Raw genomic sequence first — 15,354 nt, forward strand, 5'->3', positions numbered from 1 at the left:
GACAGGTGGGGGAGGGGCGCGCGGACGCGCGAACCGTGCCGGGACAATGGACCCATGCCGTTCTTCACCGGGGCTACCGGACAGATCCACTACCGCCGCTGGCCGCTCGCCGGGGATCGTCGGCCCCGGGCCGGAGTGGTGTTCCTGCACGGAATGGGCCAGCACACCGGGCACTACCACCGGTTCGCCGCACGACTCGCACACCACGACATCGAGATGTGGGGCCTCGACCAGGCCGGGCACGGGCTGTCCGAGGGGACCCCCGGCGCGCCCGGACTTCTCGCCGATCTGGCGGACGACGCGGCCCGGCTGACCGAGTCGGCCGTCGCCGATCGGCCGGGTCTGCCGTTGGTGGTGATGGGGCATTCCCTCGGTGCCGCGGTGGCCGTGACCCTGCTTCGACGCGGCCGTGCGCCGTTCCGCGCGGCCGTGCTGTGCGGAACACCCAAGTCGGTTGTGCAGCACCGCGAGACGTCGGATTTCGCGGATCCGGGGTTCCCGGTGCTCGCGGTGCACGGCATCGACGACCGGCTGGCCCCGATCGACGGCGTCCGTCCGTGGGCGGCCGGGGTGCCCGGACTCGAACTGCGTGAATACGCCGACGCCGGCCACGACCTGCTGCACGAGAAGTTACACCGCGTCGTCGCCGACGACGTCGCGGCGTTCGTCGTCGACGCTACCGTGGGCTGATGGACACCCCACAACTGCTGTCCGCGTTACGCACTCAGGGCGGCCTGCTGGCAGACACCCCGACCGAGACACTCGCGGAACCGGTTCCGACGGTGCCGGAGTGGACCGTCGAGCACGTGCTGCGGCACACCGGCAAGGTGCACCTGTGGGTCGCGGCGGCGCTGCGTTCGGACCCGCAGACGCCGCCGTCGGAGATCCGGCGGATCGGCGACATGCCCCGCGGACCGGAATGCGTCGCCGCCTACCGTGCGGCGCTGGACCTGGTGCTCGCGGAGTTCGATCGGCTCGGTGCCGATCGCATCGTTCCCACGATGGTCGGGCCCGCACCCGTCGCGTGGTGGGTGCGCCGACAGGCGCACGAGGTGGCGGTCCATCGAATCGACGTCTCCGACGCGATCAGCGCGGGTGGCGGGCCGGACGTGCCGCCGCTGGATCCGCAGGTGGCCGCCGACGGTGTCGACGAGTGGGTCTCGGTGTTCCTCGCTCGTCTCGCCGATGCGGGGCGCATGCCCGAGACCGTGAACGGCCACTCGATCCACCTCCACGGAACCGACGCGGTAGCGGCCGAGTGGTACCTCGAATTCGATGGCGGAACGGTCGCGGTGACTCGAGAACACCGCAAGGGCGACGTGGCGCTACGGGGGTCGGCGCAGGAACTGTTGCTGACACTGTGGCGCAGGCGGCCCCTGGACGGACTCGACGTCGTCGGCGACGCCGCTGTCGCCCGGGCGCTGCTGGGTGCCGCGGCGCTGTAGCGCTGCACGGCTCTCGGAACGAGAGCGGCCCGGACGCGGGGAGAAACCGCGTCCGGGCCGCAAAATCGTTGCCGCGGTTTACGTGTAGATCCGCTCGATCATCTCGGCATGCTGCTGGTGGATGATGTTGCGCTTGAGCTTCAGGGTGGGCGTCAACTCGCCGGTCTCCACGGTGAAGTCGACCTCGAGGATCCGGTACTTCTTGATCTGCTCGGGGCTGGACACCTTCCGGTTGCCCTCGACGACTGCGGAGTCGATCTCGGCGATCAGTTCGGGATGCTTGACCAGCTCGGAGATCGGCGTGTCCGCGGCCAGGCCGTTGCGCTCCTTCCAGCCCGGCAGCGCCTCCGGATCGAGGGTGATGAGCGCACCGATGAACGGCTTCGAGTCGCCCACCACGAGGCACTGGCTGATCAGCGGGTGCGCGCGCAGGGCGTCCTCAAGCACTGCCGGAGCGACGTTCTTGCCGCCGGCGGTCACGATGATCTCCTTCTTGCGTCCGGTGATCGACACGTAGCCCTCGGTGTCGATCGAGCCGAGGTCACCGGTGTGGAACCAGCCGTCGCGGATCGCATCCGCGGTGGCCTGCTCGTTGTGCCAGTAGCCGCCGAACACCACCGGACCCCGGACCAGCAGTTCGCCGTCCTCGGCGATCTTCGCGGCGTGCCCGTTGATCGGCTTGCCTACCGTGCCCACCTTCTGGTCGCGGGTGGTGTTGACCGTGATGGCCGCGCTGGTCTCGGTGAGACCGTAGCCCTCGTACACGGGGACACCGACGCCGCGGAAGAAGTGGCCGAGGCGCGCGCCGAGCGCCGCCCCGCCGGACACGGCGCGGTCGCACTCGCCGCCCAGTGCCGTCCGCAGCTTCGAGTAGACGAGCTTGTCGAACAGCGCGTGGCGCAGCCGCAGTCCCAGCCCGGCCCCGCCGTTGTCCTGCGCCTCGCTCCACGCGATGGCGGTCGCGGCGGCCTTGGCGAAGATCTTGCCCTTGCCGCCGTCCTCGGCCTTCTGCTTGGCAGAGTTGTAGACCTTCTCGAACACTCGCGGCACGGACAGGATGAAGTTCGGCTTGAACACCGCGAACTGGTCGAGCAGCGTCGTCAGATCGGAGGTGTGGGCGACGGTCACCTTGGCGTCGAAGGCTCCGAAGGAGATGGCCCGGGCGAACACGTGCGCGAGCGGCAGGAACATGAGGGTGCGCCGGCCCTCCTGCATCGCGTCGCCGAGTGCGATCTGCACGGCCGCGGATTCCGCGTAGAAGTTGGAGTGGGTCAGCTGGACGCCCTTGGGACGACCGGTGGTGCCGGAGGTGTAGATGAGCGTCGCGGGGGACGACGCGCGCACCTGGTGTCGGCGCTCGTGCACTTCGTCGTCGCTGATACCGCTGCCACGGGTGATCAGTTCGTCGAGCGCGCCGGCCTCGATCTGCAGAACCTCGCGGAGAGAGGGGGCGGCCTCGGCGACGTCCTTGACCGTTTCCGCGTGGCTCGAATTCTCGACCACGAGTAACGACGTCGCCGAGTCCTCGAGGATCCATTGGGCCTGGTCCGCGGAAGACGTGTCGTAGATGGCGACGGTGCAGCCGCCGGCGGTCCAGATCGCGTAGTCGAGAACGACCCACTCGTAACGGGTACCCGAGAGGATCGCGACGCGGTCGCCGAGCTCGATGCCGGACGCCATCAGCCCCTTCGCGACGGCCTTGACCTGCTGGGCGAACTCGGCGGCGGTGACGTCCACCCAGCCGCCGTTGCCGGGCTTCTTGAAGGGCACGAGGTTCGGACACTCGGCTTCGTACCGGAACACAGTGTCGGCCATGGACGCGTCTTCCGGAATGGTGAACGACTGTGGAACCGAATACTCACGCACTTTGACCCCTCCAAGAAAATGACATGATGGATGTGCATTGGATCACATTCGGAGGCGCTTTGCACTAGGTCAAGTGCCCGATTTGCCGCTTTGAGTGCCCCCACCTGCGGAAATAACTGTAACCGTAAGTCCTGCTAACTTTCTGCAGGTAGCGGGCGTGTCGCGTCAGGCGACGGTGTCGCAGGCATGTGCGTGCACGCACTTCCAGCGCCGCACGGCGTGCTCGAGCGCCGGCGGCGCGACACCGAGAGTGTCCGCCGCTGCGGCCAGGATCTCGGTGGGCGGGACGGAGGGTTCGCCCGCTTCGGAGGCGTCGGCGGGCCCGGGACCGTCCGCCAGCGCCGAGTCGACGAACTCGTCGATCGCGCCGGTGTGCTGAGCGTGCGGGGCGCCCGCGAGCAGCAGCAGGTGTTCCCACGTGGTGTCGTCGTGCGCGCCGCTGCACTCGACCCAGGCGTCGTGCAGGTCGGTGCGGGCGCGCTCGTCGCGGGTGGCGTCGAGCAGATCGCCGACCGAGTCGATGCGAAGTGTGTACAGGCGCTCGGCCGTGCGCTGGATCTCGGCGGCCCGTAATGGGGCCGCGCCGTCCGAGTACCGGCGCTTGTAGTTACCGATCTTCCCGGCCCACTGGTCGGAGCTGCCGGCCTCCTCGAAGGTGCGGAGCAACTCGCGGGCGCCGTCGTCGACCGGGCCGGGAGTGTGCGTGCGACGGTAGGCCATGTAGCGGTCGATGACCGTGCCCGCGTCGGCATAGCGCGAACCGGCGGCCTGCACGGACTCGATGATGCACAGTGCGAGGCTGCGCCGGTACTGGTCCGGCGCCACCCAGCCCGACGGATCACCGAGTCGGCTCCGGCAAGCGGCGGCCACCGTCTGCACTTGCTGCTGCGAGACGCTCACGGTTCCTCCCTGACAGTGCGAGGCCTGGTGACACGTGTATCGGCGGGACCGTGGCGAATGTTGCACCCGTCACGGCACAGGTGCCCGGCGCGGGACGGTCAACGGTGCCCGGCGCGGGACAACAGATCGGTGACCTCGCTGTCGTCCAGTTGGTGGAAGTCGGTGTAGGCCCCGCCGACCCCTCCGAGGTCGGCCGGGACGAAGGGGCAGACCACCTCGTCCGCGGTCACCCCGAGCCGGGCAACTGCCTCGGTCGACGCGACCGGAACCGCGACGACAACTCGTTCGGCGCCCTCCGCCCGCGCGGCCACGCAGGCGACGGCCGCCGTCGCGCCGGTCGCCATGCCGTCGTCGACGAGGACCACGGTGCGCCCTCGCAGCGGTATCCGCGGTCTCCCGCCCCGCAGGACGTCGGCGCGCCGCGTCAGTTCCCGACGTTCGGCGGCGCGGACCGCGTCCACGGCCTCCGGCGCCACCCGCGCGAGGCGGACGACGTCCTCGTTGAGGACCTCGAAGTCGCCCTCGGCGATCGCGCCCATGGCGAGTTCCGGCTGCCACGGCACGCCCAGTTTGCGGACCAGCAGCACGTCGAGTGGCGCGGCGAGAGCGTCGGCGATCTCGAAGGCGACCGGGACGCCGCCGCGGGGGAGTCCGAGCACGACCGGATCGGATCCGCGTAGGTGACCGAGCGACTTGGTCAGCGCCCGACCGGCTCTCGCTCGCGTTGCGTAGTGCATTCGCGTGCTCCGTCGAAATGGTTCGCCTCGTCCTCGACGATACGCCGATGCATGGTTACGCTGTGCCGCGCAGCGGGTCGGGAATCGAATCCCTCGCCGGCGCCGATCATTTCGCACCAGGATGGAGCCATCATGCAGTTCGGCAGCTATCAGAACGAGATCTACCTCGCGGCGCTGGCAGGGCGGGTGCCCGAGTTCCCGATGGAGTACGGCGCGCTCGAGGCGAGGGCCACCGCCGCGATGTCGGAGTCGCTGTTGTCGTACGTCGCGGGCGGCGCGGGCGACGAGACCACCCAGCGGCGCAACGTCGAGGCGTTCGAACAGTGGGGGCTGCTTCCGCGGATGCTGGTGGGTGCCGAGACCCCGGACCTCACGGTCGAGGCCTGGGGTCACACGTTCGCGTCCCCCGTCTTCATGGCGCCGGTCGGCGTCATCGGACTGTGCGACCGCGATCGGCACGGCGACATCGCCGTCGCACAGGCGTCCGCGCAGACCGGCGTACCGGCGATGTTCTCGACGCTCATGGAGGACCCGCTCGAGGACGTCGTCCCGCATGCCGGTGACGTTCCCAGCTTCTTCCAGCTCTACACCCCGAAGAACCGGGACCTCGCCGAGAGCTTCGTCAAGCGGGCCGAAGCCGCCGGCTACCGGGGAATCACCGTCACCCTCGACACCTGGGTCCCGGGCTGGCGCCCGCGCGACCTGAGCACCGGCAACTTTCCGCAGCTGCGCGGTCAGGTCCTGAAGAACTACACGTCCGACCCGGTGTTCCGGGACCTGGTCGGGTCGGACGATCCGCAGTTGACGGTGCTGCACTGGGTGCAGACCTTCGGGAACTCGCTCACGTGGGCGGATCTGGACTGGTTGCGCTCGCTGACGACACTGCCGATCGTCCTCAAGGGGATCTCGCATCCGGAGGACGCGCGGCGCGCGATCGACGCCGGCGTCGACGGCATCTACTGCTCGAATCACGGTGGGCGGCAGGCGAACGGGGGGATCGCCGCGCTCGAGACCCTCCCCGCGGTCGTCGAGGCGTGCGACGACCGGGTGCCGGTGCTGTTCGACTCGGGAGTGCGCTCGGGTTCGGACGTCGTGAAGGCGCTCGGGCTGGGGGCCACGATGGTCGGGATCGGTCGCCCCTACGTCTACGGCCTCGCGATGGGCGGAGTGCCGGGCCTCGTCCACGTGCTGCGCATGCTGCTGGCCGAGGCGGAGTTGCTGATGGGCGTCAACGGGTACCCGGACGTCGCCGCGGTACGCGAGAACATCCGTCGCCTGGGTCCCGAGATTCTCTGACGGGAAGGCTGATTCGGCGTCGTGGGGCGGGTTGCCCCGACCCCACGACGCCGTCTCGGTGGTGCGGCTACGCGGTGGAGACCAGGTTGCCGTCGATGTGTGACTGGTACGCGGGCAGGTCGAGCATGCCGTGCCCGGACAGGCCGATCACCAGCACCTCGGGCTCGGTGAGGCCCCGCGCGTAGTCGGCGGCCGCGGCGATCGCGTGAGCCGACTCGGGAGCGGGCACGATGCCCTGCGTGCGGGCGAACAGCACGCCCGCGTCGAACGAATCCCGCTGGTCCACGGCCTGGCCGGTGACGTAGCCGAGTTCGACGGTGTGGCTGAGCAGCGGCGCCATGCCGTGGTAGCGCAGGCCGCCGGCGTGGATCGGGTCCGGGACGAAGTCCTGGCCGAGCGTGTGCATCTTCAGCAGCGGCGTGAGGCCGGCGACGTCACCGTGGTCGTAGCGGTACTCGCCCTTGGTGATCGACGGGCACGCGGCAGGCTCGGCCGCGACGATCCGGGTCTGTGCCTTGCCGTGCAGCACCTCGCGAATGAACGGGAACGCGAGCCCGGCGAGGTTGGAACCGCCACCGGCGCAACCGAACACGACGTCGGCGTTGGCCTCGCCCGCGTTCCGCAGCTGCTCGACGGCCTCGAGCCCGATCACCGTCTGGTGCAGCACGACGTGGTTGAGCACGCTGCCCAGCGCGTAACGCGCGTCGGGATCGTTCGCGGCGACCTCGACGGCCTCGGTGACCGCCATGCCCAGCGAACCCGGGGTGTCGGGGAATTCGGCGAGCATCTTGCGGCCCGACTCGGTCAGATCCGACGGGCTCGGATGCACCGTGCCGCCGTACGTCTCCATCAGGTGCCGGCGGTAGGGCTTGGACTCGTACGACGCGCGCACCTGCCACACCTCGAGATCGATGCCGAACTTCGCGCACGCGAAGGACAGCGCGCTGCCCCACTGGCCGGCGCCGGTCTCGGTCGTGATCTTCTTCACGCCGTCCTGCGCGTTGTAGTAGGCCTGCGCGACGGCGGTATTGGTCTTGTGGCTGCCGACCGGGCTCACACCCTCGTACTTGACGTAGATCCGAGCGGGCGTCCCCAGCGCCTTCTCGAATTCGCGGGCACGGATCAGGGGCGCCGGCCGCCACGTGCGGTACGCCTCACGGATCGGCTCGGGGATCTCGATGTACTGCTCGGTGGTCGCCTCCTGCTCGATCAGCGCGCTCGGGAACAGCGCGGCGAGGTCGGCCGGGGTCACCGGCTCCTTGGTGCCCGGGTGCAGGTGGGGCGGCGGGGCGACCGGCAGGTCCGCGACGATGTTGTACCAGTGGGTGGGGATGGGTGTCGTGTCGGACACTGCTGGTTCCTCTCGGAGAGTGGCAGGACGGTCGTCCACATTGTGATCGCGGTCATTGCCGGGCCGCACTCGGGGTCCGTCGACGCACGTGGAGGGCACTCGGATCGAGGGCCATACCATGCATCGACTAAACTCACTGGTCAAATGAGTGACACCGAGCGCGACCCGCAGACCGACGACAATCCCATCACCTTCGCCGACCTCCAGATCGACGAACGGGTGCTGAAGGCCCTTTCCGACGTCGGCTACGAGTCGCCCTCGCCGATCCAGGCCGCGACCATCCCGACGCTGCTCGAAGGTAAGGACGTCGTCGGCCTGGCCCAGACGGGTACCGGCAAGACGGCCGCGTTCGCGATTCCGATCCTGTCCCGCCTCGACGTCGACCGGAAGGTGCCCCAGGCGCTGATCCTGGCGCCGACCCGCGAGCTCGCGCTGCAGGTCGCGGAGGCGTTCGGCAAGTACTCGGCACACATCCCCGGTCTCCAGGTGCTGCCGATCTACGGCGGTCAGGCGTACGGCGTCCAGCTGTCGGGCCTGCGGCGCGGCGCCCAGATCATCGTCGGTACGCCCGGCCGCGTGATCGACCATCTCGAGAAGGGCACCCTCGACCTCTCCAACCTCGAGTACCTCGTGCTCGACGAGGCCGACGAGATGCTCAAGATGGGCTTCCAGGACGATGTCGAGCGGATCCTCGCCGACACGCCCGAGTACAAGCAGGTCGCACTGTTCTCCGCGACGATGCCGCCGGCGATCCGCAAGATCTCCAAGCAGTACCTGCACGATCCCGTCGAGATCACCGTCAAGGCGAAGACCGCGACGGCGTCGAACATCACCCAGCGCTGGGTGCAGGTCGCGCATCAGCGCAAGCTCGACGCGCTCACCCGCATCCTCGAGGTCGAGTCGTTCGAGGCGATGATCATCTTCGTCCGGACCAAGCAGGCCACCGAGGATCTCGCCGAGCGCCTGCGGGCCCGCGGCTTCTCGGCCGCCGCGATCAACGGCGACATCGTGCAGGCGCAGCGCGAGCGCACGATCGGTCAGCTCAAGTCCGGTGCGCTCGACATCCTCGTCGCCACCGACGTCGCGGCTCGCGGCCTGGACGTCGACCGGATCTCGCACGTCGTCAACTACGACATCCCGCACGACACCGAGTCGTACGTGCACCGCATCGGGCGCACCGGTCGCGCGGGCCGCACCGGTGATGCGCTGCTGTTCGTCGCGCCCCGCGAGCGGCACCTGCTCAAGTCGATCGAGCGCACCACACGGCAGCCGCTCACCGAGATCCAGCTGCCGACCGTCGAGGATGTCAACGCGCAGCGCGTCTCGAAGTTCGGCGACTCCATCACCGAGAGCCTGAACTCCGAGAACCTGGCGCTGTTCCGCAAGCTCATCGAGGACTACGAGCGCGAGCACGACGTCCCGCTCGCCGACATCGCCGCCGCGCTGGCGGTGCAGTCGCGCGACGGCGAGTCGTTCCTCATGGCGCCGGAGCCGCCGGCCCCGCCGCGCCGCGAGCGTGAGCCGCGGGAGCGGCCGGCCCGCCGATTCGACGACGGCGGCCCGAGCGGCCCGCGCGTCGGTCGTGACGGCCAGGAGTTCGCGACGTACCGGATCGCGGTCGGCAAGCGGCACAAGGTCGTCCCGGGTGCGATCGTCGGTGCGATCGCCAACGAGGGTGGGCTGCGCCGCAGCGACTTCGGGCACATCAGCATCCGACCCGACCACAGCCTGGTCGAGCTGCCGGCGAACCTGCCGAAGGAGACCGTCGAGGCGCTGCGGGCCACCCGCATCTCGGGTGTGCTGATCCAGCTGCAACTCGACCAGGGTGCGCCGACGGGACGGCAGGGCCGCGGGGGACGCGAGGACCGCGCGGGCGGCAAGTTCAGCCGCGACCGCGGCGACCGCGGTCATCGTGGTGACCGCGGTGATCGGGGCGACCGGGGTGACCGATTCGCGAAGCGTCGTCCGCGCGACTGACCCCCACCCGGCAGTTACGTGCCATCGAAACGGGCGCCGGCGAGTCATCCGACTCGCCGGCGCCCGTTTCTGTGAATGAGTTGATTTCTGTGACGGGAGTGACGCCTGCTCTGTAACGTGCCTCGCAGTTTGCCGGTCGGGGGATCCGCGCAATCTCATCAAGGAGGCACGAACGTGGCCCACACGCTTCGTCGAGGATCGATCGCAGCAGCACTCATCGCCGGCGCATCCGTCGGCCTGGCGGCACCCGCGATGGCGCAGCCGGACATCGTCGGTTCCATCTCGAACGCCGCCGACCTCACCGACAGTCTCGCCGCCGTCGTGTCGTCGGTCGGGTCCGGCAGCAGCGGGGGATCGGGCAGCGCCAGCCTGTTCGCCGGGAGCGGCGAGATAGCCATCCCGCTGCCGATTCCCAGCCCGCGCGGCCTCGCGGCGCTCGCTGCGGCCACCACGCAGACCGGCAAGCCGTACCTGTGGGGTGGCAACGGTCCCGACGCGTGGGACTGCTCGGGGCTGGTCCAGTGGGCGTTCCGCACCGTCGGGATCAGCCTGCCGCGCACCAGCCAGGAGATGGCCCGCTACACCGGCGGCATGCTCGTGCCGCTGTCTGCGCTCCAGCCGGGCGACGTCATCACGATGGACACTTACGACATCGCCGGTCACGTCGGGATCTATGCCGGCAACGGCATGGTGTTCAACGCCTACGGCACCGGAGTCCCCACCGGGCTACGGCCGTTGTCGGACTTCAGGATTCACAACATCCGACGGTTCTTCTGAGCCGTCACCGGTGGGGACCGGCGGATCAGGTCAGCACCTCCGTCAACACGGGATTGGCGGTGGCGAACTGCGTCCGGTACAGCTGGGCGTAGCGCCCGCCGCGGCCCAGGAGTTCGGTGTGGTTGCCGCGCTCGACGATTCGGCCGTCCTCGATCACCAGGATCAGATCGGCCGCACGGATGGTGGACAGCCGGTGCGCGATCACGACGGCCGTCCGACCCTCGAGTGCCTCGCCGAGTGCCTCCTGGACCGCTGCCTCCGACGTCGAATCCAGATGTGCGGTGGCCTCGTCGAGGATCACCACGCGCTGCTGCGCGAGCAGCAACCGGGCGATGGTCAGGCGCTGGCGTTCACCTCCGGACAGTCGGTAGCCGCGTTCGCCCACCACGGTGTCGAGGCCGTCGGGTAGCGACTCGATCAGTTCGGTGAGGCGCGCCCGGCGCAACACCTCCCACAGTTCGTCCTCGGAAGCCCCGGGGCGGGCCAGTAGCAGGTTCGCCCGAACGGACTCGTGGAACAGGTGACCGTCCTGGGTGACCATTCCGACGGTGCGCCGGATCGAGTCGGACTTCAGGTCGCGCACGTCGGTGCCGGCCAGTAGCACCGCACCGGAATCGGCGTCGTAGAGGCGGGGGAGCAGGCTCGCGATGGTCGACTTGCCCGCACCGGACGACCCGACGAGCGCCACCATCTGGCCGGGTTCGACGCGGAACGAGACGTCGTGCAGGACGGTGGATCCGCCGCGGGTGTCGAGTGTCGCGACCTCCTCGAGCGACGCGAGGGAGACCTTGTCGGCCGCGGGGTACGCGAAGCCCACGTTCCGGAACTCCACCGACACCGGACCGGACGGCACCTCGACCGCGTCGGGCTTGTCCGCGATGAGCGGCTTCAGATCGAGGATCTCGAACACGCGCTCGAAGCTGACCATCGCGCTCATGACGTCGACGCGGGCGCTGGCGAGCGACGTGAGCGGCGAGTACAGCCGGGTGAGCAGCAGCGCCAGCGACACCACGGCGCCGGCCTCGAGCTGGCCGCGCAGCGCGTAGAACCCGCCCAGACCGTAGACGAGGGCGAGCGCGAGAGCCGACACCAATGTGAGGGCGGTGACGAACACCGACTGCAGCATGGCCGTGCGTACGCCGATGTCGCGCACCCGGCGGGCGCGAACAGCGAACTCGGCGGACTCGTCGGCGGGCCGGCCGAACAGCTTGACCAGGGTCGCGCCGGGTGCCGAGAACCGCTCGGTCATCTGGGTGCTCATCACCGAGTTGTGGTTGGCGGCCTCGCGGTTGAGCTGGGCGAGGCGCGCGCCCATGCGCCGGGCGGGCAGCACGAACACCGGCAGCAGCAGAAGCGACAGGAGCGTGATCTGCCACGAGATCCCCATCATCACGACGAGCGTGATGACCAGGGTCACGAGGTTGCCGACCACGCCGGACAGCGTGTCACTGAAGGCCCGCTGCGCGCCGATCACGTCGTTGTTGAGCCGGCTGACCAGCGCGCCCGTCCGGGTGCGGGTGAAGAAGGCGACCGGCATGCGCTGCACGTGGTCGAACACCGCCCGGCGCAGGTCGAGGATGAGGTCCTCGCCGATGCTCGCGGAGAGCCAACGGGTGACGATCGCCAGGCCCGCCTCGAGCAGCGCGATCGCCGCGATCAGCAGTGCCAGACGCACCACCACCGAGGTCTCGTCGCCGGCCACGATCGCATCGACGACGCGGCCCGCGAGGATCGGCGTGGCCACCGCGAGGGCGGCGGTCACGACGCTCAGCACCAGATACCACGCGATGTGGCGCCGGTGCGGCCGCGCGTACCCCCCGACGCGCCGTAGTGTCGCCCGCGAGAACGGCCGACTGTCCTGTTGCGCGTGCATCGCGTTGTACATCGCGTTCCACGCGGTGACTTCCATGCTCATGGTGTGCACCCTCCCGTCGCCCGGTCACGCTACGACCGGGGTACGACACGACGGTAAGACCTCGACAATGGTTGAGGTCAATGAGTGAGCGGAAGCCTCAGGTCAACGGGCGACGTCGACCACCAGGCGCGTGGGATTGTCCAGCGTGTACACGCGGTAGTCGGCATCGGGACGGGAGAGCCCGATCAGGGTCTGGTTCGTGCCCTCGAAGATGCCGGCGTCACGAACCTCGGTGACGATGCCGCCGGGTGCCGCCTCGAGCGGGTTGGGGCCCGAGTACTCCTCGACGCCGGTCGCGTACGGCATCGACGCACCGGTGATCATGACCTGCAGGATCGCCTGACCGCTCACGGCGAGCGGGTTGCCACTGCCCTGCTGGTTGGCGGTGGAGACGATCTCCGAACGCCAGCCCGGGGTGCCGGTTCCGCCGAACTCGAACACGACCCGGTCGAAACCCTCGTGGGTGCCGATCCTAATGTCGCTGATCGTGAGCGCCGCATCCTCGGACGCGGTGCCGGTCTGGGCGTCCTGCGCGGTGGGCGCCGCGGTCAGTGTGCCCTCGTCGGCGGCCAGCGGGGCGGCCTTGACGGGCGAGGACGTCGACGTCGACGCGGTGATCGACGTCGAGGAGGCGGTGGGCTCCGAATCGGTACTGGAGCAGCCGGCCAGAGCGATCGCCGCGAGAGCGACGGAGGAGATTGCGAGCGTGCGGCGGGACCGAAGGTACGTCATGAGTGGCGATGGTAGGGCGGGCCTGCGACACCGTCGCGGTCCGACGCGGCGTCGTGTCCGTTTCGGTATGTGACGTCCGACGCGTTCAATCGCCGGCGAGGGCGTCGCGCAGATACGCCAGGTCGTCCGCGATTCCGTCCGCCGGCGTCTCGAGGACGACGGGGGCGCCGGCGGCGGACACCACCGCGGTGAGCATCGCGGGGTCGATCAGGCCGGTCGTGAGGTTGGCGTGCCGATCGCGCGCGGAGTCGAACTCGTCACGGGAGTTGTTCAGATGCACGAGGTCGATCCGGCCGGTGATCGCCTTGACCCGTTCGACGATGCCGAGCAATTCCTCGCCGCCCGCCCACGCGTGACACGTGTCGAGGCAGAACCCGGCGTCGAACTCGCCGATCGCGTCCCACAGGCGCGCGATCGCGTCCAGATGGCGGGCCATCGCGAAATCGCCGCCCGCGGTGTTCTCCACCAGGATCGGCACCGGGAAGCCGCCCTTGTCCTGCTGCCGTTCGAAGAGCTTGCGCCAGTTCGCGATTCCGGCGGCCGGATCCTCGCCGTCGCGCACGTGACCGCCGTGCACGACCAGTCCCACCGCGCCGATCTCGGCGGCCGCGGCGGCCTGGTCCGCCACGGCCTTGCGGGACGGCATGCGCAGTCGATTGTTGAGGCTCGCGACGTTGATGACGTACGACGAGTGCACGACGACGTCGATGGGGCTGGCCAGGATCCGGTCGGTCTGCGGGTGCCGCTCCGGCTTGTCCCACTTCTGGGGGTCGGTGAGGAACAACTGGACGATGTCGGCACCGAGACGCTCGCCGGCCCCGATGGGGTCGGCGTCCTGCCGGACATGGGCTCCGATCCGCATGACGTCGAGCGTAGCGGTGGAGCGGTCCCGATCAACGGGAAACGCGACCCGACGGCCGTCCGTTCCTGGTTGTGTGTCGGTCGGCACATCGAATACTGCGGGAGATTGAAACCACATGGGCAAGCTGGACGGAAAGGTCGCACTCATCACGGGTGCCGGTCAGGGAGTCGGTCAGGGCGTCGCGTTCGCGCTCGCGAAGGAGGGCGCGCGGATCGCGGTGTCGGGCCGGACCGAGTCCAAGCTGATCGAGACGTGCGAGCAGATCGCGGCGTTCGGCGGGATCGCCGAGCCGGTGGTCGCGGACGTCTCGGACGCCGACGACATCGCGCGTTCGGTCGAGACGACCACCGCGCTGTTCGGGGGCGTCGACATCCTGGTCAACAACGCGAGCCTCAACCCCCTGGGGCCGATCAACGAACTGAAGGCGGACATTCTCGAACGCGCCTACACGTCGGGTCCGATCGCGGCCCTGCGCACGATGCAGGCCTGCTACCCGTCCATGAAGGAGCGTGGCGGCGGTGCGATCGTGAACATGGTGTCGTCCGTCGCGGTCCGCTGGGACGCGAGCGGGTACGGCGGGTACGCATCGGTGAAGGAAGCGGTGCGGTCCCTCACCCGCGCGGCGGCGTGCGAATGGGGTGTCGACAACATCCGGGTCAATGCGGTTGCTCCGCACGCCATGTCGCCGGGCTTGCAGCGTTGGGCCGACGCGCGCCCGGAGGAGGCCGCGGCATTCGTCGCGAGCATCCCGATGCGCCGCATCGGTGACCCCGAGACCGATATCGGTAACGCGGTGGCGTTCCTCGTCGGCCCGGATTCGGCCTACCTGACGGGTGCGACCATCCCGCTCGACGGCGGCCAGGCCCGCTGGTCGTGACCTCGGTCAAGCGGGCGTTCGCGTTCGCCGACGTACTCGGTGCCGTCGACGTCGGTGGCCACTCGGCCGTCGACGTCCACCGTCCCGGCATCTTCCGCGCCAATTCGGTTGCACCGCAGTCGGACGACGTGGCGCTGCGGACCGTCGTGTGGTCGTGGGGCGATGCCGCGGTCGACGTCGGTGTCGAACCGGATGCGGTCTTGACGCTCGCCGAGTCGGTCCGCTGGGACCGCCGCGACGCCGGTGCAACCGCGGCCGGTGCGATCAAACAGGTGTGTTTCGTCGCGCGCCGCGCCGACGTTCCGCGCGCCGAGTTCGAGCGGCGCTACGCCGCGCACGCCGACATCGCGCGGGTGCATCATCCCGCGGTCAGCAGGTACGTGCAGAACCTCGTCGTGGAAGCCCACGGCGCCGGCGCGATCGAGGCGATCTCGGAACTGTGGTTCGACACCGTCGACGACTACCGCCAGCACTACTACGCCGGGCCCGGCAGCCCCGACGTCGTGCGAACGGACGTCGTGGACTATCTGGACTTCACCAGGGGTTTCAACGTGATGATGGAGCCCCGGCGCCGGTAACTCGAACCGCCCCCGGCGCCTCCCGGTGCGTGTGATGATGG

Annotated in this window: 14 protein-coding genes; 7 read left to right on the forward strand and 7 right to left on the reverse strand. The window is 69.5% G+C overall.

Annotated features, from left to right (window positions below; all coding sequences use genetic code 11):
* The first annotated feature begins 54 nt into the window (after positions 1-54).
* Positions 55-690, forward strand: coding sequence for an alpha/beta hydrolase (locus tag A6I89_RS20975; protein WP_022594920.1), 636 nt, complete (start codon positions 55-57; stop codon positions 688-690).
* Positions 690-1,445: a maleylpyruvate isomerase N-terminal domain-containing protein gene (locus A6I89_RS20980; RefSeq protein ID WP_022594922.1), complete on the forward strand. Its 756-nt coding sequence runs from the start codon at positions 690-692 to the stop codon at positions 1,443-1,445. The genes A6I89_RS20975 and A6I89_RS20980 overlap by 1 nt, the downstream gene beginning before the upstream one ends.
* Before the next feature lie 78 nt (positions 1,446-1,523).
* Here A6I89_RS20980 and A6I89_RS20985 read toward each other — a convergent pair whose 3' ends face one another.
* The 3 genes from A6I89_RS20985 to A6I89_RS20995 all read right to left on the reverse strand — a co-directional run bounded on the left by A6I89_RS20985 (position 1,524) and on the right by A6I89_RS20995 (position 4,948).
* Positions 1,524-3,311, reverse strand: a complete 1,788-nt coding sequence (locus A6I89_RS20985) for an AMP-dependent synthetase/ligase (protein ID WP_005514385.1) — start codon at positions 3,309-3,311, stop codon at positions 1,524-1,526.
* Between the two features lie 165 nt (positions 3,312-3,476).
* The gene (locus A6I89_RS20990; protein WP_022594924.1) at positions 3,477-4,211 is read right to left on the reverse strand and encodes a hypothetical protein; all 735 of its coding nucleotides are present in this window, start codon (positions 4,209-4,211) and stop codon (positions 3,477-3,479) included.
* Between the two features lie 98 nt (positions 4,212-4,309).
* Positions 4,310-4,948 (reverse strand): phosphoribosyltransferase, encoded by a 639-nt coding sequence (locus A6I89_RS20995; protein ID WP_005514383.1) that lies wholly within the window; start codon positions 4,946-4,948, stop codon positions 4,310-4,312.
* Positions 4,949-5,080: 132 nt separating this feature from the next.
* Here A6I89_RS20995 and A6I89_RS21000 point away from each other — a divergent pair, with 132 nt between their 5' ends.
* The gene (locus tag A6I89_RS21000; protein WP_022594926.1) at positions 5,081-6,244 is read left to right on the forward strand and encodes an alpha-hydroxy-acid oxidizing protein; all 1,164 of its coding nucleotides are present in this window, start codon (positions 5,081-5,083) and stop codon (positions 6,242-6,244) included.
* A 67-nt stretch (positions 6,245-6,311) separates the two neighbouring features.
* Here A6I89_RS21000 and A6I89_RS21005 read toward each other — a convergent pair whose 3' ends face one another.
* Positions 6,312-7,595 (reverse strand): TrpB-like pyridoxal phosphate-dependent enzyme, encoded by a 1,284-nt coding sequence (locus tag A6I89_RS21005; RefSeq protein ID WP_005514380.1) that lies wholly within the window; start codon positions 7,593-7,595, stop codon positions 6,312-6,314.
* A 144-nt stretch (positions 7,596-7,739) separates the two neighbouring features.
* Here A6I89_RS21005 and A6I89_RS21010 point away from each other — a divergent pair, with 144 nt between their 5' ends.
* Together A6I89_RS21010 and A6I89_RS21015 are read left to right on the forward strand one after the other, a co-directional pair.
* On the forward strand, positions 7,740-9,572 hold the full coding sequence (locus A6I89_RS21010) for a DEAD/DEAH box helicase (protein ID WP_013415439.1): 1,833 nt from the start codon (positions 7,740-7,742) through the stop codon (positions 9,570-9,572).
* 174 nt (positions 9,573-9,746) lie between these two features.
* Entirely contained in the window at positions 9,747-10,349 is a 603-nt protein-coding gene (locus tag A6I89_RS21015; protein ID WP_022594928.1) for an NlpC/P60 family protein, read from the forward strand.
* 25 nt (positions 10,350-10,374) lie between these two features.
* Here the strand turns inward: A6I89_RS21015 and A6I89_RS21020 are convergent, their stop codons facing one another.
* The 3 genes from A6I89_RS21020 to A6I89_RS21030 form a co-directional block, all read right to left on the reverse strand.
* Positions 10,375-12,264: an ABC transporter ATP-binding protein gene (locus A6I89_RS21020; RefSeq protein ID WP_022594929.1), complete on the reverse strand. Its 1,890-nt coding sequence runs from the start codon at positions 12,262-12,264 to the stop codon at positions 10,375-10,377.
* 102 nt (positions 12,265-12,366) lie between these two features.
* Positions 12,367-12,996 carry an AMIN-like domain-containing (lipo)protein gene (locus A6I89_RS21025; RefSeq protein ID WP_022594930.1) on the reverse strand — a complete coding sequence of 210 codons (630 nt, stop codon included), beginning with the start codon at positions 12,994-12,996 and terminating at the stop codon, positions 12,367-12,369.
* Positions 12,997-13,081: 85 nt separating this feature from the next.
* Positions 13,082-13,858, reverse strand: a complete 777-nt coding sequence (locus A6I89_RS21030) for a deoxyribonuclease IV (RefSeq protein WP_013415443.1) — start codon at positions 13,856-13,858, stop codon at positions 13,082-13,084.
* A 115-nt stretch (positions 13,859-13,973) separates the two neighbouring features.
* Here A6I89_RS21030 and A6I89_RS21035 point away from each other — a divergent pair, with 115 nt between their 5' ends.
* Positions 13,974-14,735, forward strand: coding sequence for an SDR family NAD(P)-dependent oxidoreductase (locus A6I89_RS21035; protein ID WP_005514372.1), 762 nt, complete (start codon positions 13,974-13,976; stop codon positions 14,733-14,735).
* The gene (locus A6I89_RS21040) at positions 14,732-15,313 is read left to right on the forward strand and encodes a hypothetical protein (RefSeq protein WP_022594931.1); all 582 of its coding nucleotides are present in this window, start codon (positions 14,732-14,734) and stop codon (positions 15,311-15,313) included. The genes A6I89_RS21035 and A6I89_RS21040 overlap by 4 nt, the downstream gene beginning before the upstream one ends.
* Positions 15,314-15,354: the final 41 nt, after the last annotated feature.

Source organism: Prescottella equi, assembly GCF_002094305.1.
Classification (GTDB): domain Bacteria; phylum Actinomycetota; class Actinomycetes; order Mycobacteriales; family Mycobacteriaceae; genus Prescottella; species Prescottella equi.